The sequence below is a fragment of the Candidatus Pelagibacter sp. genome (genome assembly GCF_052049815.1).
GTDB lineage: Bacteria > Pseudomonadota > Alphaproteobacteria > Pelagibacterales > Pelagibacteraceae > Pelagibacter.
On sequence record NZ_JBNGZG010000021.1, the window covers coordinates 1 to 20116 of the forward strand.

At 28.3% G+C, this 20116-nt stretch carries 20 protein-coding genes; 15 read left to right on the top strand and 5 right to left on the bottom strand.

Annotated elements, in window-relative coordinates:
• Both ACTT9D_RS04880 and argF read left to right on the top strand, forming a co-directional pair.
• A partial coding sequence (locus tag ACTT9D_RS04880; protein ID WP_440930683.1) for an aminotransferase class III-fold pyridoxal phosphate-dependent enzyme occupies window positions 1-223 on the top strand: 223 nt, incomplete at its 5' end.
• A 6-nt stretch (window positions 224-229) separates the two neighbouring features.
• Window positions 230-1159, top strand: a complete 930-nt coding sequence (gene argF / locus ACTT9D_RS04885; RefSeq protein WP_440930684.1) for an ornithine carbamoyltransferase — start codon at window positions 230-232, stop codon at window positions 1157-1159.
• Here argF and ACTT9D_RS04890 read toward each other — a convergent pair.
• Entirely contained in the window at window positions 1151-1690 is a 540-nt protein-coding gene (locus ACTT9D_RS04890; protein WP_440930685.1) for a c-type cytochrome, read from the bottom strand. The genes argF and ACTT9D_RS04890 overlap by 9 nt on opposite strands.
• A 119-nt stretch (window positions 1691-1809) precedes the next feature.
• Here ACTT9D_RS04890 and ACTT9D_RS04895 point away from each other — a divergent pair, with 119 nt between their 5' ends.
• From ACTT9D_RS04895 to recR, 5 genes are all read left to right on the top strand, one after another.
• On the top strand, window positions 1810-2511 hold the full coding sequence (locus ACTT9D_RS04895; protein ID WP_440930686.1) for a 3-deoxy-manno-octulosonate cytidylyltransferase: 702 nt from the start codon (window positions 1810-1812) through the stop codon (window positions 2509-2511).
• Window position 2512: 1 nt separating this feature from the next.
• The gene (locus tag ACTT9D_RS04900) at window positions 2513-3346 is read left to right on the top strand and encodes a prephenate dehydratase (RefSeq protein WP_440930687.1); all 834 of its coding nucleotides are present in this window, start codon (window positions 2513-2515) and stop codon (window positions 3344-3346) included.
• Between the two features lie 137 nt (window positions 3347-3483).
• On the top strand, window positions 3484-5148 hold the full coding sequence (gene dnaX / locus ACTT9D_RS04905; protein WP_440930688.1) for a DNA polymerase III subunit gamma/tau: 1665 nt from the start codon (window positions 3484-3486) through the stop codon (window positions 5146-5148).
• A gap of 2 nt (window positions 5149-5150) precedes the next feature.
• The gene (locus ACTT9D_RS04910; RefSeq protein WP_014953728.1) at window positions 5151-5468 is read left to right on the top strand and encodes a YbaB/EbfC family nucleoid-associated protein; all 318 of its coding nucleotides are present in this window, start codon (window positions 5151-5153) and stop codon (window positions 5466-5468) included.
• 3 nt (window positions 5469-5471) lie between these two features.
• Entirely contained in the window at window positions 5472-6083 is a 612-nt protein-coding gene (recR, locus tag ACTT9D_RS04915) for a recombination mediator RecR (protein ID WP_014953727.1), read from the top strand.
• Here recR and ACTT9D_RS04920 read toward each other — a convergent pair.
• On the bottom strand, window positions 6070-8232 hold the full coding sequence (locus ACTT9D_RS04920) for a malate synthase G (RefSeq protein WP_440930689.1): 2163 nt from the start codon (window positions 8230-8232) through the stop codon (window positions 6070-6072). The genes recR and ACTT9D_RS04920 overlap by 14 nt on opposite strands.
• Window positions 8233-8321: 89 nt before the next feature.
• Here ACTT9D_RS04920 and ACTT9D_RS04925 point away from each other — a divergent pair, with 89 nt between their 5' ends.
• Window positions 8322-9434, top strand: coding sequence for an acetyl-CoA carboxylase carboxyltransferase subunit alpha (locus tag ACTT9D_RS04925; protein ID WP_440930690.1), 1113 nt, complete (start codon window positions 8322-8324; stop codon window positions 9432-9434).
• Here ACTT9D_RS04925 and secA read toward each other — a convergent pair.
• Window positions 9429-11987, bottom strand: a complete 2559-nt coding sequence (gene secA / locus ACTT9D_RS04930; protein WP_440930691.1) for a preprotein translocase subunit SecA — start codon at window positions 11985-11987, stop codon at window positions 9429-9431. The genes ACTT9D_RS04925 and secA overlap by 6 nt on opposite strands.
• Window positions 11988-12052: 65 nt before the next feature.
• Between secA and argJ the strand changes: the two genes are divergently transcribed.
• Both argJ and ACTT9D_RS04940 read left to right on the top strand, forming a co-directional pair.
• Window positions 12053-13354 carry a bifunctional glutamate N-acetyltransferase/amino-acid acetyltransferase ArgJ gene (gene argJ / locus ACTT9D_RS04935; RefSeq protein WP_440930692.1) on the top strand — a complete coding sequence of 434 codons (1302 nt, stop codon included), beginning with the start codon at window positions 12053-12055 and terminating at the stop codon, window positions 13352-13354.
• A gap of 40 nt (window positions 13355-13394) precedes the next feature.
• Complete coding sequence (locus tag ACTT9D_RS04940; protein ID WP_440930693.1) at window positions 13395-13820, top strand: DUF1178 family protein; 426 nt, start codon at window positions 13395-13397, stop codon at window positions 13818-13820.
• Here the strand turns inward: ACTT9D_RS04940 and ubiG are convergent.
• A complete protein-coding gene (ubiG, locus tag ACTT9D_RS04945; RefSeq protein ID WP_440930694.1) occupies window positions 13817-14539 on the bottom strand; it encodes a bifunctional 2-polyprenyl-6-hydroxyphenol methylase/3-demethylubiquinol 3-O-methyltransferase UbiG in 723 nt (240 codons plus the stop codon). The two genes, ACTT9D_RS04940 and ubiG, sit on opposite strands and share 4 nt — an antisense overlap.
• A 72-nt stretch (window positions 14540-14611) precedes the next feature.
• Between ubiG and ACTT9D_RS04950 the strand changes: the two genes are divergently transcribed.
• The 5 genes from ACTT9D_RS04950 to ACTT9D_RS04970 are packed head-to-tail and all read left to right on the top strand — an operon-like array spanning window position 14612 to window position 19259.
• Window positions 14612-15829: an aspartate kinase gene (locus ACTT9D_RS04950; RefSeq protein WP_440930695.1), complete on the top strand. Its 1218-nt coding sequence runs from the start codon at window positions 14612-14614 to the stop codon at window positions 15827-15829.
• Window positions 15830-15835: 6 nt separating this feature from the next.
• Entirely contained in the window at window positions 15836-16936 is a 1101-nt protein-coding gene (gene ispG, locus ACTT9D_RS04955; RefSeq protein ID WP_440930696.1) for a flavodoxin-dependent (E)-4-hydroxy-3-methylbut-2-enyl-diphosphate synthase, read from the top strand.
• A gap of 7 nt (window positions 16937-16943) precedes the next feature.
• Window positions 16944-18014 (top strand): peptide chain release factor 1, encoded by a 1071-nt coding sequence (gene prfA, locus ACTT9D_RS04960; RefSeq protein WP_440930697.1) that lies wholly within the window; start codon window positions 16944-16946, stop codon window positions 18012-18014.
• A 5-nt stretch (window positions 18015-18019) separates the two neighbouring features.
• Window positions 18020-18865 carry a peptide chain release factor N(5)-glutamine methyltransferase gene (gene prmC, locus ACTT9D_RS04965; protein WP_440930698.1) on the top strand — a complete coding sequence of 282 codons (846 nt, stop codon included), beginning with the start codon at window positions 18020-18022 and terminating at the stop codon, window positions 18863-18865.
• A gap of 4 nt (window positions 18866-18869) precedes the next feature.
• Window positions 18870-19259, top strand: coding sequence for a DUF4167 domain-containing protein (locus ACTT9D_RS04970; protein WP_440930699.1), 390 nt, complete (start codon window positions 18870-18872; stop codon window positions 19257-19259).
• A gap of 32 nt (window positions 19260-19291) precedes the next feature.
• On the opposite strand, the gene ACTT9D_RS04975 is transcribed toward ACTT9D_RS04970, so the two are convergent.
• Window positions 19292-20116, bottom strand: an 825-nt coding sequence (locus ACTT9D_RS04975) for a M23 family metallopeptidase (protein ID WP_440930700.1), incomplete at its 5' end; no start/stop codon positions are given.

Sequence of the window (20116 nt, forward strand, 5' to 3'; positions counted from 1 at the left end):
TAAATATCCAAATATTATATATGAGATAAGAGGCAGAGGTTATCTTATTGGTGTAAAATTGAGAGTAGATCAAACAAAATTTATAAAGAAATTAATGGAAAATAAATTATTAACAATTAGAGCCGGTGAAAATGTTGTAAGAGTCTTACCTCCATTAAATGTGAGTAAAAAAGAAATTGATCAGGCAATAAAAATTTTTGATAAAGTTTGTAAAACTTTTTAGATTTTTATGAAACATTTTATCCATCTTAAAGATATATCATCTAAAGACTTAAGAAAAATTCTAATTGACGCAAAAAAAAGAAAAAATCAAAGAAAAAAACTTAATACTTTAGACGTGGATAAAAATGCACCTTTAAGAGGAAAATTATTAGTTCAAATGTTTGAAAAGTCTAGTTTAAGAACAAGGTTAAGCTTTAATTTAGCAATTAAACAATTGGGAGGCGGAACAATCACCCTTAGATCAAATGAATTACATCTTGGACAAGGTGGAGAAAGTCTTGAGGATACTGCAAAAATTTTATCTACATATGGAGATGGTTTTATGCTTAGAACTGATGATGATAAAAAAATAGATAACTTTGCAAAATTTTCAAACATACCTGTAATTAATGGATTAAGCCCGTCTTCTCACCCTACTCAAATTTTATCAGATATATTTACTGTCGAAGAATTAACAAAAAAGAATATATCGAAGTTAAATATTTGTTGGATTGGTGACTCTAATAATGTTTTGAATAGTCTTATTGCTGCGTCTGTAAAATTTAAATTTAATTTAAATATTGGATGTCCAAATAATTACTCACCAAATAAAGCTATTCTCAATTGGGCACAAAAACAAAATAAAAATATTAAAGTGAACAGTGACCCAAAAATTTCTATTAAAAATGCTGATGCTGTCTTTTCTGATAAAGTAATATCTCTCAATGATAAAGTTAATGTAAAAAAAAAATTAAACGACTTTAAAAAATATAAAATCACCAGTTCACTTTTTAGATATGCAAAAAAAAAATGTATATTTCTACATTGTCTTCCAAGAGGCAATGAAGTTGAAAATAAAGTTTTCCAAAGTAAAAACTCTCAAGTATGGCTACAAGCTCTCAATAGAGTCCATGTGCAAAAAAGTATATTACTGTTTTGTTTTGGAAAATTAAGGTAGTGGTAACGGACTATCAGAGTTAGCGTTTAAGTATTTTATGACAGATGCTCTGTCAGCTTCTTTTCTAAGACCTGCATAAGCCATTTTAGTTCCCTTAATATGTTTTGCAGGTTTTATCAAAAATCCATTTAATTCTTCAAATGTCCATTCTTTTTCGTAAGCTATTAGCGCTTTAGAATATTTGTAATCTTCTACTCCCCCAACTTTTCTTCCAACAACGTTATATAGAGCTGGTCCAATTTTATGTTTACCACCCTTATTAATTGAATGGCAAGCTGCACATTTTTTGAAAATTTTTTCACCACTTGCAACATCACCTAATGCCATTAGAGCGGCAATATCCACAACTTTTTCAACAACTTCAGTTGTTGTGATTAAGCTACCAGATGCTTGTTCAACTTCAACTGCGTAACCTGGTGTTTTTGGTTTTTCTACATAGAATAATATATTAGAAACCTTACCAATCCCAATTACTAAAAGAGCAACTAGCAAAACAGCAGCGATAATTTTATTTATTTCGAATGAATCCATTTTATAATATTGAAAGTACGTATAACATATAATCTTAAAAATAAACTTATTTTAACTGGATAATTTTGCCTCTGTATAATCCATAGAATATGAAAACACTTATAATAATACCGTCTAGAATGTCAGCAACACGATTACCTGGCAAACCTCTTCTAAAAATAAATAATATTTCTATAATTTCTACAGTATATAAAAAAGCTGTGGAAGCCGATATTGGTGATGTAATTGTAGCTACAGAAGATCAAGAAATAATAGACGATGTAAAGAAAAATGGGGGTGAAGCGATTTTAACCGATAATAACCATAAAACTGGCACAGATAGAATATATCAAGCTCTCAAAAAATATAATCAAAAAGATATCGATTTTGTGATGAACATTCAGGGAGATGAGCCAATGATTAATATTGAGGATATAAAAAGTTTGAATATTAAATCTCACAATGAATATTCAAGCATTAGTACATTAGCTTCTAAAATTGAAAATCAAGATGATCTTAAAAATCAAAATGTAGTGAAAGTAAAAACCAATGAAATTCTTAACACTCAAAATTTTCCTACAGCAGTTAAATTTCAAAGAATGATTGATCTTGAAGATAAAGTTTATCATCATTTAGGCATTTACTGTTATTCAGTAAGCACTTTAGAAAAGTTTATTAATTTACCTCAAACTGAAAATGAAAAAAAAAATAGACTAGAACAATTAAGAGCTTTAGATAATGGAATTGATATAAATGTTTCATTAGCAAAATATAGTCCGATAGGGGTTGATACTATGGAAGATTATCTAGCTATAAAAAAAATAATGGAATATAAAAATTGATATGAAAAAAATTTATTTTCAAGGAACTTATGGAGCTTATTCTCATATTGCTTCTAAAAATATCGATGAAGATGCAGAAGTAATTCCCTGTAAAACATTTGATGAATGTTTTGAAAAAGGAACATCAGATCCAGACTCTAGAATAGTAGTCCCAGAATCGAATAGGATTACAGGAAATATTGGCATTGAATATTTAATTTTTAAATACAGATTAAATATTTATGCTGAATACTTTCAAAAAATAGAACATAATCTTTTGGGAACACCAGACTCTGATTTAAGGGATATTAAAGATGTTTACTCACATGCTCAAGCGCTATCTCAATGCTCAAATTTTATAAAAAAAAACAATTTGATTGAACATGTTAGAGCAGACACAGCTGGATCAGCAGAAATGGTTTCAAGTCTCAAAGACAAAAGTAAAGCTGCTATAGCTTCAGTTTTAAGTGCAGAAACTTATGGCTTGAAAATATTAAAGAATAATATTGAAAATGAAAAAGGAAACCTGACAAGATTTTTGGTGATGGGTAAAAATATTTATCAACCAGAATTTAAAGAAGAAAAATATATAACTTCATTTTTATTTAAATTAAAAAGTAAACCGGCTGCGTTATATCAATCATTAGGGGGGTTTGCTATTAATGGTGTTAACTTAACGAAATTACAAAGTTATCCAGAAAAAAATTCATTTGATTCTTATTTCTTCCTTTGCGATTTAGATGGACATATTGAAGACACCAAAGTTCAAAAGTCTTTAGAAGAACTTGGTTTACATTGTGAGGATTTTCACGTTCTAGGTGTTTTTGAAGCTTCTAAGACAAGAAGTAAAAAATAATCTTTTCTTGAAGAAAATAAAAATTTACTGCTATAATAGTTTTGGAGGCTAGAGGTGGGTGCTGCTTGAACCCGACCAGATCTTAACGGAAGCAGTCGTAGAGACAGTTATTCAGGTTCTAGTCTCCTTGTAATTTTATGAATAAAAATAATAAAGTTTTAGCTTTAAAATATAGACCATCAACTTTTGATGAATTAATTGGCCAAGAGGTAATGGTTGAAACAATTAAAAATTCAATTCTTTCAAATAAAACACCTAATGCATATTTATTTACAGGTATTAGAGGAGTAGGAAAAACAACAACAGCAAGAATTGTTGCAAAGGCTTTAAATTGTATCAATGGAGTGGAAAAAATTTGTAAAGAAAATCTGTGTGAAAATTGTGAAGCTATTTCAAATTCTAATCATATTGATGTTTTAGAAATGGATGCTGCTAGCAAAACTGGTGTGGATGATGTTAGAGATTTAATTGAATTTTCTAGATATGGACCAACTTCAGCTAAATATAAAATTTTCATCATTGATGAAGTTCATATGTTGAGTAAACAAGCTTTTAATGCATTATTAAAAACTTTAGAAGAACCACCAGAATATCTAAAATTTATTTTTGCAACAACCGAAATTAAAAAAATTCCTATTACCGTTGTTTCCAGATGTCAAAGATTTGATCTTTCCAGAATTAAATCTTCAGAATTATTTGATTTTTTAAAACAAATATCTTTAAAAGAGAATGGTTTAATTTCTGATGATGCTCTTAAGTTAATAGTAAAAATTTCAGAGGGTTCCGTGAGAGATTCGTTATCTTTGTTAGATAGAGGTTTGTTATCAAATTCTGAAAATGAAGAATTGTCTCTTGAAAAAGCACAACAAATTTTTGGCTTCTTTGATAAATCTAAATTAATTGAATTGTTTAAATTTATTTTTGAAGGCAATGAAGCAAAAGTAATAGATATATATAGAAAAATTTATGATCAAGGAGTTGATCCAAAAGTATTCATAAATGATTTTCTTGAACTTTTATATTATTTTAAAAATATTGATTCATTAACAGTAGAAAGTACAAACTTTGCACTTAATGATGCCGAATTTAATGAAATCAAAAAAATTTCTGAAAATTTAGATAGCAGTTCTTTAATTCTTTTTTGGCAATTTACTATTAAAACATTAGGAGAACTTGATATTGTTTCAAATCATAACTTAACTATTGAAATGTTCTTGTTAAGATTGATTTATTTAACTGGTGTTAAAGAAAACAAACCTCAAACACAAAACAAATTAAAAGTTGAGAACAGTGAAAAAGTAGAATTACCAGAAATAAAAAGTGATGGAAATTCGAATTCGAACAAGACAATCAATCAAATAAAAAATATTTCTCAAAATAAAGAAACTGAGCCTAAGAAAGAAACATCAAAAATAGAAAGTATAAATACTCTTAAAATAACCTCGTTTGATGATTTGATAAAAATTTGTAATGAAAACAAAGAAATAAAATTAAAATACGAATTAGAAAATAATGTAAATTTAGTTAAGTTTGAAAAATTAAGAATTGAAATTTCATTTAATGAAAAATTAGACAAAAACTTTATTAAGGATTTAACATTCAAATTGCAAGAATGGACAGGTGAACGTTGGATAATTACATTAAGCAAAGCCACAGGTGAAATTTCTTTAAAAGAAAAATTAAAAAAAGAAAAAAATCAAAAAATAGAAACAATTCAAAAATCAAAATTTTTTTTAGATTTAAAAGAGAAGTTTCCCGACATTAAGCTTATAGACATCAAAGAAAAAAGTGAGGATAAATAATAATGACAGATTTTACAAAGATACTAGACAAAGCTAAAGAACTAGAAGCGAAAATGAAAGAAAGCCAAGAGAAAATTAAAAATATAAAAGTTGAGGGTTTCTCAGGATCAAATGCAGTTAAAGTAATTTTAGATGGCGAAGGTGAAATGTGTAAAATTGAAATATCAGATGAAATTTTGAAAGAAGATAAAGGTATTATAGAAGATTTAATTGTAGCAGCTCATAACAATGCGAAATCTGAATTAAAATCAAAAACGAACGAAGAGATCTCCAAAGCAGCTGGTGGTTTCAATATTCCTGGATTTAAGTGGCCTTTATAATAGATGCAAAATATTAATGAGATAGAAGAGTTAATTAAAGTGATTTCAAAATTACCCGGATTAGGTCCAAAATCTGCAAAAAGAATTGTTTTAAAACTAATAAATAATAAAGATGAACTGGTAAAGCCTATGGCAAATACTCTTGCTCAGGTTTATAAAAATGTAACTAGATGCCAGTCATGTGGATCTTTAAAATCAAACATTACAGGTTGTTTAAATTGTGAAAATCTTAAAGAGAAATTTAATAAAATTTGTGTAGTAGAAGATATCGCTGATAAATGGTCAATTGAAAATTCAAATATTTTTAAAGGTTATTTTCATATTCTTGGAGGAACGATCTCTTCAGCAGGTGTAAACAAAGAAGATTTATTAATAAACTCATTAGTTGAAAGAGTAAAAAAAGAAAAAATTGAAGAGGTAATTATTGCAACTAGTGCAACTGTTGAAGGTCAAACAACAGCATATTACATTCAAGACAGTTTGAAAAATACTTCAGCAAAAATAACAAAATTGGCACAAGGATTACCAGTTGGTGGTGAGATAGAAAGTTTAGATGATGGAACTTTGTATTCTGCTTTTAAATACAGATCAGATTTAAAAACTAGTTCAGATTAGATTTAATTTCTAATCTATTTTGATGCAATAAAGGTTCTGTATAACCTGAAGGTTGTTTAGTGCCTTTAAAAATTAAATCACAAGCAGTTTTAAAGGCAATAGAATTGTCAAAATTTTCACTCATTTTAATATACTTAGGATCGTTTTTGTTTTGTTCATCAACTACTTTTGCCATTTCTTTCATTATTTCTGTAACTTGAATTTTTGTGGTTATTCCGTGATGTATCCAGTTTGCAATGTGTTGTGAAGAAATTCTTAATGTTGCTCTATCTTCCATTAAACCAATATTATTTATGTCAGGAACTTTTGAACATCCAACACCTTGATCGACCCATCTTACTACATAACCTAACAGTGTTTGAGCAGAATTGGAAATTTCCTGATTTATTTCATCTACAGACCAGTTTGGTCTATCAGCAACTGGAATTGTCAATAAATCATCAAGTTTAGCTTTTTGTCTTTTTGTTAATTCTTTTTGAACATTAAATATATCAATCTCATGATAATGAAGAGCATGAATTGCTGCAGCCGTAGGCGAAGGAACCCATGCACAATTTGCTCCTGCTTTAAGATGACCAGTTTTTTGTTCTAGCATATCTTTCATCTTATCTGGCATTGCCCACATACCTTTTCCTATTTGTGCTTTACCAGAAAATCCACAGGACAATCCAATATCAACGTTATTATTTTCATAGGCTTGTATCCACTTAGAAGATTTCATGTCTCCTTTTTTAATCATTGGACCAGCTTCCATAGATGTATGCATCTCATCACCTGTACGGTCTAAGAAACCAGTATTAATAAAGAAGACTCTATTTTTTAAAGATCTAATACACTCTTTAAGGTTAGATGATGTCCTTCTTTCTTCATCCATAATTCCAATTTTACAAGTATACTTTTCTAGACCTAACACTTCTTCAACTTTTGTGAAAATTTCATCTGTAAAAGCAGTTTCATCTGGTCCATGCATTTTTGGTTTAACAATATAAATTGAACCAGTTCTAGAATTACCTTTTCTTTTAAAATCATGAAGGGCTGCAGCTGTAGTGATGAATGCATCCATTAAGCCTTCTGGAATTTCACGTCCATCTTTTAATAAAATTGATGGATTGGTCATTAAATGTCCAACATTTCTTACAAGCAACAAACTTCTTCCATGAAGCTTTAACCCTTTACCATCTTTTGAAATATAACTTCTGTTAGGGTTTAATTTTCTCTCTAATGTTTTACCTTCTTTCTCAAACCGACTAACTAGATTACCCTTCATTAAACCTAACCAATTTCTATAACAAAGAACTTTATCTTCAGCATCAACTGCAGCAACACTATCTTCGTTATCACAGATAGTAGAAATAGCTGATTCTAAAATAATATCACTTATACCAGCATGATCTTGTTGCGCACTAAACGCTCTTGGATTTTTTAATATTTCAATATGAAGATTATTATTTTTGAGAATTATTGCTGAAGGATTGTCTGCCTCTCCACGGTGACCTATAAACTTATTTGTATCTTTTAATGTTGTAATATCAATACCCTTTAGAACTTTCAATTCACCATTTTGAATCGCTGTACCAGTAATTTTTTTCCAACTAAAATCATTTAAGGGGAAATATTTATCTAAAAATTCTCTTCCATATTTAATTACAAGCTCTCCTCTTTCAGGATCATATCTTTGTGAAGTACTATCTTCTGATTCTTCAATTACATCAGTTCCATACAAAGAGTCGTATAAACTCATCCATCGAGCGTTAGCAGCATTTAGAGCATATCTTGCGTTCATTATTGGAACAACAAGTTGAGGCCCAGCTACAGATGTGATTTCTTGATCAACATTTTTGGTTTCAATTTTAAAGTCAGGCCCTTCTTCTTTCAAGTATCCTATATCTTTAAGAAATTTTTTATAATTTTCTAAATCTATTTCATTTCCTTTATTTGCTTTGTGCCAGTCATTAATTTTATTTTGAATGTCTTTTCTTATATTGATAAGATCTTTGTTCTTAGGCGCCAACTCATGTATGACTTTATCAAACCCCTCCCAAAATTTTTCAGGCTTAAGATTTGTTCCTTCTAAAAGTTCTTTATTTACAAACTCAGCTAAAATTTCTGAGACTTTTAAATTTCCAATATTTTTGTATGTATTAGTCATGATATTAGATGTGATATAAGATGAGAATTAGCTAATTCAATCATTTTGTTGCCTTTTTTTGATATTATGTGACTATATTCGCATTATTTATGAAAAATTATTTAAGTTTTGAAACAGATATAAAAAATCTAGAAGTAGAATTAGATAAACTTAAAGATCCATACAATAAAGAAGACGGTATATCTCAAGTAGATACTCCTAAAATTGCTGATACTCAAAATGAATTGAATTCAAAATTGAAAGAAATTTATTCAAATTTAGATCCATGGCAAACAACTTTGGTTGCGCGTCATGAAGATCGACCTAAATCAAAATATTTTATAGATAATTTATTTCAGGATTTCATACCCTTATCAGGAGATAGATATTATGGAGAAGATAAATCAGTTCTAGCAGGTTTTGCAAAATTTAATGGAGCCTCAGTTCTAGTTATAGGTCAAGAAAAAGGGGACAACTTAGAAAGTAGAATAGAGAGAAATTTTGGAATGATGCGTCCAGAAGGATACAGAAAAACTATTAGACTCATGGAGCTGGCAAATAGATTTAATATCCCAATAATTTCATTCATTGATACACCGGGCGCTTATCCAGGAGTTGGAGCTGAAGAAAGAGGACAAGCCGAAGCTATTGCTAAATCAATTGAATGTTGCATGAAACTAACTGTGCCAACCATTTCGATTGTAATTGGAGAAGGGGGATCAGGTGGTGCTATCGCGCTAGCATCTTCAAGTAAAGTTGTGATGTTAGAAAATGCAATTTACTCAGTTATTTCACCTGAGGGGTGTGCAACAATTTTGTGGAGAGATCCAAAAAAAATGTTGGATGCTGCAAAAGCAATGAAATTGTCTGCAAGAGATTTATTAGAACTAAAAGTTATTGATGAGATAATCCCAGAACCTATTGGAGGAGCACACAGAGATAGGGAAAAAATTTTAGAGAATGTTTCCGAAAGTATCAAAACAAATCTTAGTTTTTTTAGCGAAATGTCATCAGAGCAAATTTTAGATCACAGAAAATCTAAATTTTTAAAAATTGGTAGAGAAAAAGGATTCATGAGTGACGTTAGCGAATTAAGTAGTTTAAATAAAAATGATAAAAACTTAGTTTCAATGATTTCAAATTTTAAAAATTCTAAAAAACAACAAATTATTTTAGGTTTAGTAGTTATATCGATTTTAGCAACCCTAGCTCACTTATTATAAAGCACCACAACAATTTTTATATTTTTTCCCAGTGGCTTCACATCTATCATTTCGAGATATTTTTTCTCCTTTTTTTTGCATTAGCAAACATTTTGGATCATCAGAAATATTTTGAGCAAAGTTTGTTTTTTCTTGAACTTGTTTAATGACTTTCAAATTTAAAAGTAGAGTAACAAAATCTACTTTGAGTTTATCTAGTAAAGCTTCAAATAATTCAAATGCTTCTTTTTTATATTCAACCAATGGATCTCTTTGCCCGTACGATCTAAGTCCAATTACTTGTCTAAGTTGTTCAAGATATTGTATGTGTGATTTCCAATTGATATCAATAGATTGTAAAAAGATCCTTTTTTCAATCTCTTTTGCTTGATTTTCTCCAATTTCTTTAATTCGATCATTTCTAGATAAATTAAATTGATTAGTGATCTCTTTTTTTAAATCCTCATCTGATTTTAATGCAATTTCTTTAAGTTTTTCATTATTAATATTTTTTCCGAACAATCCTTTTATTTTATTCTCAAATTCTGAGTTCTTTACATCTATTTTTTTCTTGAACTTAAGTCTTATGCATTCATTAATAATTTCATTTAGGAAGTCATTTGAATACTCAAAAATATTATCTGAGTTCATTGCATCTTTTCTTTGAGAAAAAATTACATGTCTTTGATCATTAAGCACATTATCAAATTTAATTAAAGTTTTCCTTATATCAAAATTCCTTGCCTCAACTTTTTGTTGAGCTCTTTCTAGAGCTTTATTTATCCATGGATGATCAATACTTTCACCATCTTTTAAACCAAGTTTTTCTAAGATATTATTCATAGATTCTGAACCAAAAATTCTCATTAAATCATCTTCTAAACTTACAAAAAAAATTGAACATCCTTCATCACCTTGTCTACCTGATCTACCTCTGGCTTGATTGTCAACTCTTCGAGATTCCATTCGTTCAGTACCGATTACAAATAGTCCTCCAAGTTTTTTAACTCTCTCTTTTTCAGCGTCTAGACTTTGACTCATATCAGGTTCTTTTTTTCCACCTAATTGAATATCAACACCTCTCCCAGATATACTTGTAGTAATGATAACTGATTTTTCTTTTCCAGCATTTGCGATGATTTCAGCTTCATTAGCATGATTTTTAGCATTTAAAACAACATGTTTAATTTTTTCTTTCTTAAGTAAATCTGAATAAATTTCAGATTTATTTATACTCGATGTAAAAACTAATTGAGGCTGACCATTCTCATAACACTCCTTGATTTGATTTATAATTGCAATATTTTTTTCTTTTTCAGTTCTAAATATTTGATCATTGTAGTCTTTTCTTATCATTGGTTTGTTTGTTGGTATAACAACAACATTTAATTCATAAATTTCAAAAAACTCTTGAGCTTCTGTGGCAGCAGTTCCTGTACAACCAGATATTTTTGAATAGAGTTTAAAATAATTTTGATAAGTAATTGATGCTAATGTTTGATTTTCCGCTTGAATGTCAATTTTTTCTTTCGCTTCTAGTGCTTGATGTAACCCGTCACCATATCTTCTTCCCTCTAAGATTCTACCTGTAAGCTCATCAATGATTTTTAAAGTTCCATCTTTTACAATATAATCTTTTCCTTTTTCAAATAAATGATTTGCTCTTAAAGCTTGATTCACATGATGAACTAATGTCAAATTAGCTGGATCGTAAAAATTATTATTTTTTAATATTCCAGCATCAGAAAATAATTTTTCTACATTAGTAATACCAGTATTTGTTAATAGTATATTTTTATCTTTTTCATCAATATCATAATCCTCTTTTTTTAATTGTTTAACCAGTCTATCAATTGCCAAGTATTGATTTGTTCTATCCTCAGCAGCGCCTGATATTATGAGTGGTGTTCTTGCTTCATCAATTAAACAAGAATCAATTTCATCAACAATTGCAAAATTATGTTCTCTTTGAACCATTTCCTCTGTTGAAAATTTCATATTATCTCTAAGATAATCAAATCCTAGTTCGCTGTTAGTTGCATAAGTTATATCACAATTGTAATTTTTTTTTCTTTCCAAATCATTTTGATCATTATTTATATAACCTGAAGTAATACCCAAAAAATTGTAAACCAATCCCATTTCAATAGAGTCTCTTTTGGCTAAATAATCATTTACAGTTACGATATGAACTCCTTTACCGCTTAGAGCATTCAAATAAGCAGCGAGTGTTATTGTGAGAGTTTTTCCCTCACCTGTTCTCATTTCTGAAATTTTTCCTTCATGAAGCACAACCCCACCAATTATTTGAACATCAAAATGTCTTTCATTTCGTGTTCTTTTTGATGCTTCTCTGACTAATGCAAAAGCTTCAGGGAGTATTTCATCTAAATTTTGACCATTATTAATTTTTTTTTTTAATTCCTCTGTTTTGAGAGGGAATTCTTCATCTCTCAGCTTTTTAATTTCTTCCTCAAGATTATTTATCTTTTTAACAATAACTGAAATTCTATCTAATTCTTTTTGATTTTCAGATTTAAAGAGTTTTGATATTATTTTTAAAGGATTTAGCATTAGTTTTTGATTTAATATTAATTAATAAACACTAATATAAATATTAAATTTATAATTTAAATACAATGGGAATAAATTTTAAAAACCTGTTTACTTCGCAAAAAACTAAGTCAAAGATGGGTGATTATCAAAATCTTGATCATATTGATGGTGTAGCAATTTCCACTGTCTCAGCAAATTTATATAATAACACTCGAGATGATTTAGTAATGTTTTATTTCAGAGACGGTGCGAATTATGCCACGGTTTATACTCAGTCAAAAATAGTTTCAGAAAATATTAAATGGAATATTAATCAAAAAAATGAAAAAGTATTTTCACTTTTGATCAATACAAGAAATGCTAACGCTTTTACTGGTTTAAAAGGTTATCAGAGCATGCAGAAGTTAGCTGAGCTTATTTCATCAGAACTTAGTCAAAAACAAAAAGAAGATGATAATAATCCAGATCTAATTACACCAAGTCAAATTTTATTTGGATGCACAGGAACAATAGGGGAGGTCTTCCCACTAGAAAAAATAAAGAACAAAATTCCAGATTTAATAAATCAAATCAAATATACACAAAATAAATACATATGGACAAAAGCAGCACTAGGCATAATGACTACAGATACAAAACCAAAATTAGCAATGGCAGAGTGTAATATAGGTAGCACAAAAGTAAAGATTTATGGAATTGCCAAAGGTTCTGGAATGATACAACCAAATATGGCAACGACACTATGTTATGTTTTCACAGATGCTAAAATTTCAAATGAAATTTTAAAAAAACTTTTAATTAAAAATATTTCTAATACTTTTAATGCAATTAGCTGTGATGGTGATACCAGCACAAATGATATGGTGACTATTTTTTCAACTAATAAAGCATCAAATACAAAAATTAATAGCATAAATGACAAAAAATTAATTGAATTTGATAAAAGTTTAAATGAGGTCTTGTTAAATCTAGCGAAAAGAGTAGTTGCAGATGGAGAGGGTGCATCAAAGTTTATAACTATTAATGTAAATAATTGTTTGTCAGAAAGTGATGCAAAAAAAATTGCCTTTTCAATTTCAAACTCAGCCTTAGTAAAAACAGCATTTGCTGGAGAAGATCCTAATTGGGGTAGAGTTATTATGGCAATAGGAAAATCTGATGTTGATTTTGATCCTTCAAAATTATCTTTGAGATTTGGAAATAATAAAATAATCGTGAATGGAAAGTTAAACGAAAAATATGATGAAAATCTTCTTAAAGAATATATGAAAAATTATTCACTAGATATTCACGTAGATATAATAACAGGTAAAAAAAATTTCACTGTTTACACAATGGATTTTACAAAAAAATATGTTGAGATTAATGCCGATTATAGGAGTTAACCTATCTTGAAAAAATTCAATATTTAACTATTTAATTAATATGATCAAATATCAATTAAATTGCCAAAAATGTAAAATAGAATTCGATAGCTGGTTTGCTTCATCAAAAGAATATGAAAGATTAAAAAATAAAAATTTACTTTGTTGTATTGAATGTGGATCAAATAGTGTGGAGAAATCATTGATGGCACCAAATTTATCTTCAAAAAAAAATAAACTGGATATTCAAGAAAACAAAAAAATATTAGAGATTAAGAATAAATTAAAAGAATATAAAAAATTTGTTGAAAAAAATTTAGATTATGTAGGTGATAATTTTGCCTATGAAGCAAGGTCTATTCACTATGGAGGCAAAAAGAGAAAGAAAGGAATTTATGGAAAAGCATCGCAAGATGATATTAAAGATTTATCTGAGGAAGGAATTGAAACACAAGCATTACCTTGGTTTGAAGATAAAGAAAATTAATTTTTAGTAAATTTTGAAATATAGTTAATAGATGTATCTTTACTCAAACTCCATTTATCAAATAAAGGATTAAATTTTACTCCATCAGTTTTTATCATTTTCATTTCAAATTTAGATAAAGTTTCTTTCAAATCTTCTGGTTTTATAAATTTTTCCCACTCATGTGTTCCGATAGGAAGCCATCTTAAAATATATTCAGCTCCAATGATTGCAAATAAATATGATTTTAATGTTTTATTAATAGTAGCTACAAACATGAGACCGTTTTTTTTTAAAAGATTTGAAGATGATTCTAAAAACAAATCTACATTATCTACATGTTCAACAATTTCCATGTTCAGGATAACGTCAAAATTTTTTTTTTCAATTTTTTCAGGTGAAGTGCAAATATAATTAATATTTAGATTGTTTTTTTTGGCATGAATTTTTGCTATTTCTATATTTTTTTTTGAAGCATCAATACCTGTAACATTTGCTCCAAGTCTACTCATTGGCTCAGATAATAATCCTCCTCCACAACCAATGTCTAATAGATTAATTCCCTTAAGAGGAAGTTTTTCATTGTGTTCTAATTTGAAATTTTCAATGACACTTTCTTTAATATACTTAATTCTTATTGGATTAAACTTATGTAGAGGTCTAAATTTTCCATCAACATCCCACCACTCCTCAGCCATCTTGGAAAATTTTTCTATCTCTTTTTTATTTACAGTATTCATGTATTATAAATAGTTGACATAATAAATTAGATGTATTTTATCAAATAATTTAAAATTTAATAATAATTATCAATGAAATCTAAAACAATAGTTCTTAAATTTGGAGGAACTTCCGTAGGTTCTATTGAAAGGATAAAGATTGTAAGTAAAATAATCTTATCCCATAAATCTAAAAACACTAGAATTGCTGTAATTTCCTCAGCTATGAGTGGTGTTACTAATGAATTGATAAAAAAATCAAAGTCTATTTGTAATAATTTTGATCATGCTGAATATGACACTTTATTATCAACTGGTGAACAGGTTGCTTGTGCATTAATCGCAGGAAATTTAAAATCTTTAGGATACAACTCGAGATCATGGCTATCATGGCAACTTCCAATTTTAACAGAGGGAAATTATTCAAATTCAAGAATTTCAAATATTAATACAAAAAATATAAAAAAGTATATGAAAGAAGGTGGCATTCCAATAGTAGCTGGTTTCCAAGGAATTAATTCAAATTTTAGAATAACAACAATTGGCAGAAGTGGTTCTGATGCATCAGCAATAATGTTAGCAAAATTTTTAAATGCAGACGAATGTATAATTTATACAGATGTAGACGGAGTTTATACTACAGATCCAAGAATGCACAAGAAAGCAAAAAAAATAAAAAAAATTTTTTACGATGAGATGCTGGAAATGTCTTCATTAGGTTCAAAAGTTATGCAACCAACTTCTGTACAAGATGCTAAATTAAATAAGATTGATATAACAGTAAAATCTTCTTTTGTTAAAAAAAATGGAACATTAATAACTGGAAGCAAAAAATCATTCAGTGATCAAATAATAACTGGAATTTCTTCTACAAAGGATGATGCCAAAATAACGATTGTTGGTGTAAAAGATAAACCAGGTGTTGCTGCTGCAATATTTAAACCATTATCCGATAACTCAATTAATGTAGATATGGTTGTACAAAATATTTCATTAAATAAGAAAGAAACTGATATTACATTCACTATAAAAGCTGATGATTTAAAAAAATCAGAAAAATTAATTAGGAATAATAAAAAAATTCAATTTAAAAAATTAGCATTTGATAAAAACTTATCAAAAATATCAATTATTGGTGTTGGAATGATTACAACACCTGGCATAACATATAGAATGTTTAAATCATTAGCTCAAAAAAAGATTAATATTATGGTCATTTCCACATCTGAAATCAAAATATCAGTATTAATTTCCAACAAAGATGTAAAAAAAGCTATTGCTTGTTTGCATAAAGAATTTAACTTAGATTGATTTTTAATGAATATTCGACCATTCAGAGAAATTAGAAGAAGAAAAACTAAAACTATCAATGTCGGCAATGTAAAGATAGGTGGTGGAAATCCAATCTCAGTTCAAACTATGACGAACACATTAACCTCTGATCCAATTTCTACAATAAAACAAATTCATAAAATACAAGAAGCAGGCGCTGATATTATTAGAGTTTCTTGTCCAGACAAAGAGTCAACAGAAGCATTGAAAATTATCAAAAAAGAAATTGAGATACCACTTGTGGCAGATATTCATTTTCATTACCAAAGAGCAATTGAAGCAGCAGAAAACGGAGCAGATTGTTTACGAATTAATCCTGGTAATATTGGAGATGAAAAAAAGATTAAGGATGTTGTAAGTGCTGCAGTTGCAAATAATTGTTCTATTAGAGTAGGAGTTAATGCTGGTTCTTTAGAAAAAGATATCTTAGAAAAATACAAAGAACCATGTCCTGAAGCACTTGTAGAAAGTGCTTTAAGAAACGTAAGGATACTAGAAGATCAAGATTTTAATAATTTAAAGATTAGTGTCAAATCCTCAGATATTTTTCTGTCCATTTCAGCTTATAAACAGTTATCAGAAAAGACCGAATATCCTTTACATTTAGGTATTACCGAAGCAGGAGGGTTTATATCAGGAAGCATTAAATCTTCTATTGGAATGGGTAAATTATTATTAGCCGGAATTGGTGATACTATTAGAGTATCATTATCAGATGATCCCGTAGAAGAAGTTAAAATTGGTAACGAAATTTTGAAATCTTTAAATTTAAGAAATAGAGGAGTTAAAATTATATCTTGCCCATCATGTGCTAGGCAAGCCTTTAAAGTTATTGATACAGTAAAGATTCTAGAAGAAAAATTATCACATATTAAAGAGCCCGTAACGTTATCAGTTATTGGTTGTGTTGTGAATGGACCTGGAGAGGCCGCTATGACAGACGTTGGGATAACTGGTGGTGGAAAAGGTAATAACATGCTTTATTTATCCGGTGTCCAATCAGAAAAAGTTATTTCAGAAGATATTATATCTAAAATTATAGATAAAGTTGAAGAGAAAGCTTCAGAGATCAGAAATAAAAAATAAATAACACATGATACCAAAAAAAAATATTGATGATCTTATCTATAAACATTCTAATTTAGAAAAAGAACTATCCTCAGGCAATCTTGACAAAAAATTGTTTGCTGAAAAATCAAAGGAATATTCTGACTTAAACGAAATAATCGATGATGCAAAGAGCTATATATCTTTTGAAAATGAGAAAATAGATTTAGAAAAAATTATAAATGATAAAGAAAGTGATAATGAAATTAAATCTATGGCTAAACAAGAATTAGACGAATTACAACTAAATCATGATAAATCTGAAAAAAAATTAAAATTCTTTTTATTACCCAAGGATGAAGCTGATAAAAAAAATGCAATCATTGAAATCAGAGCAGGCACAGGAGGGTTAGAAGCAAGCTTATTTGCTGGCGATCTTTTTAAAATGTACGAAAAAGTTTGTAATAAAAAAAAATGGAACTTGGAATTGATCTCAATATCAAAAAGTGAAGCTGGTGGTTTAAAAGAAGTGATAGCATCAATAAGAGGGAGTAATATTTATTCGACATTAAAGTACGAAAGTGGTGTTCATAGAGTTCAAAGAGTTCCAGATACAGAAACTCAAGGAAGAGTTCATACATCCGCAGCAACAGTAGCGGTATTACCTGAAGCAGAAGAAGTAGATGTAAAGATAAATGATTCAGATCTCAGAATTGATGTTTTTAGAGCCGGTGGTCCAGGAGGTCAATCAGTCAATACAACTGATAGCGCAGTAAGAATTACTCATATCCCCACAGGAATTTCTGTTTCTCAACAAGATGAAAAATCTCAACATAAAAATAAAGCTAAAGGAATGAAAATTTTAAGATCTAGAATTTATGAATTGGAAAGATCAAGAATAGATCAAGAGAGATCTAAAGATAGAAAAACTAAGATAGGCACAGGTGATAGATCTGAGAGAATTAGAACTTATAATTTTCCACAAGGAAGAGTAACAGATCATAGAATTAATCTTACTTTACATAAATTAGAGGAATTTTTAGAGGGAGAGGCTTTTGATGAAATGATAGAAACATTAACATTACAAGCCCAAGAAGAAAGTTTGAATAGGCTATAAATTTGATGATAATTGATACTGCACTAAAAAATGGTTATCAATTTTTGAAAAAGAATAATATTAAATCCTATAAAATTGATACAGAAATTTTACTTAGTCATATCTTAAAAAAAAAAAGAGAAAACATAATTTTAAACTCGAATAAAACTGTTGAAACAGATACTTACAGTAAATATATGAGCCTGATCAAATTAAGATCATATAAAAAACCGATAGCACAAATAATAAATTTCAAAAATTTTTGGAAAGATGAATTCTTTATAAATGATAAGGTTTTAATTCCTAGACCCGACACTGAGATATTAGTGGAAGAGACATTAAAGGAATTAAGAAACAAAAAATTTGGAAAAATTTTAGATATTGGAGTTGGCTCTGGATGTTTACTGCTTTCCGTATTAAAAGAGAAAAAAAAATTTATTGGAACAGGGATTGATATAAGTAAAAATGCGTTACAAATATGCAAAATTAACACTAAAAGACTCAACTTAAAAAAAAGAGTTAAATACTTTAATTCAGATATTGACAAATTTTATCATGGAAAATATGATGTAATTGTTTCAAATCCTCCTTATATAAGTCGTTTTGATTTAAAAAATTTAGATAAGGATGTTGGATATTATGAGCCAAATCTAGCATTAGATGGAGGCCATGATGGTTTGTTACAAATTAAAAAAGTAATTAATAAAGCTTCAAAATTATTAAAAATAAATGGAAAGTTAATTTTGGAGATAGGTTACGATCAAAAATTTGGTGTTTCTAGATTTTTAAAAAACAAAGGATTTTATATTAAAAGACATGTTAGAGACTATGCAAGAAAAGATAGATGCATAGTAAGTATTAAAATTAATTAAAAAAATGGTTACTTTTAGAAATAATAGCAAAAGAAACAACTTTAGAAGAAATGATAGAGTCTTCAAATCAAGTGCAGAGCGACCTAAATTTAATAATTCTTTTAATAATAATGAAAATTTTAAAAGAAAAAATCCTAATAGAAATAATCACAATGCCGCTAAATTAATTGAAAAATACAATAACTTAGCAAGAGAAGCTCTATCAAGTGGAGATAAAATTCTTTCAGAAAACTATTATCAACATGCTGATCATTTTTTAAGGATTATTAACGATCAGCAAATTATAAAAAAAGATAATCAAATTTCTAATGATAATAAGATAAAGATTATAACGAATGATAATAGTGAAGAAAATCTAAATGACAGTAGTGAAAAAGATAAAAGTGATAAATAATAGAAAGAAATTAAAAAACTTAAGTTATAATTCTATAAACCAAGTATAATTTCAGATTTAACTACATCTAATTTAATCTTTTGAGTTTCAAATACTTTTCTTAATTTACCTTTCAAAATTTTTCCAGATGGAAGCTTAAGTGTTTGCGAGTTTATTCTTTTTCCATTTTCAATAACTTCATAATGTAAATGTGGTCCAGTTGATTTTCCTGTAGAGCCTACAAAACCAATTATCTGACCCTGTTTTACTCTATTCCCTTTTTTTGCTAATCCTGAAAATTTTGACATATGAGCATATATAGTTTGATAAGTTTTATTATGTTTAATTTTTACACAATTACCTCCTCCACCGCACCAGCCAACTTTTGTAATAATTCCATCACCTGAAGCCATTATTGGAGTCCCTGAAGGAGCAGCAAAATCAGTTCCTCTATGCATTTTATTAAATCCATCGATTGGATGTTTTCTCATTCCAAAAGATGAAGAAAGTCTAGCTCCATTTATTGGAGTTTTCATAAGTGCTTTTTGTATACTTTTACCATTTGGATCATAATGTCCTTTATTTTTTTCATCATCAAAAAAATATAATTCATTTTTTATTCCGCTAATATTTAAATTTGCATATAGAATTTCACCAGTTTCAATTATTTCATCTTTATCATTTTCATAGATTTCAAATAAAATTTGAAAAGAATCATTTTTTTTTATGTCTCTTTGGAAATCGATTTGAAAACCATAAATTCTTGCAAATTCTATTATAATAGAATTTTGAATTTGATTATTCTTTGCTGCCCTATATAAACTGTGAGTAATTAAATCTTCTTTATAAATTATTTTTTTGTTTAGCTTGGTTAATAT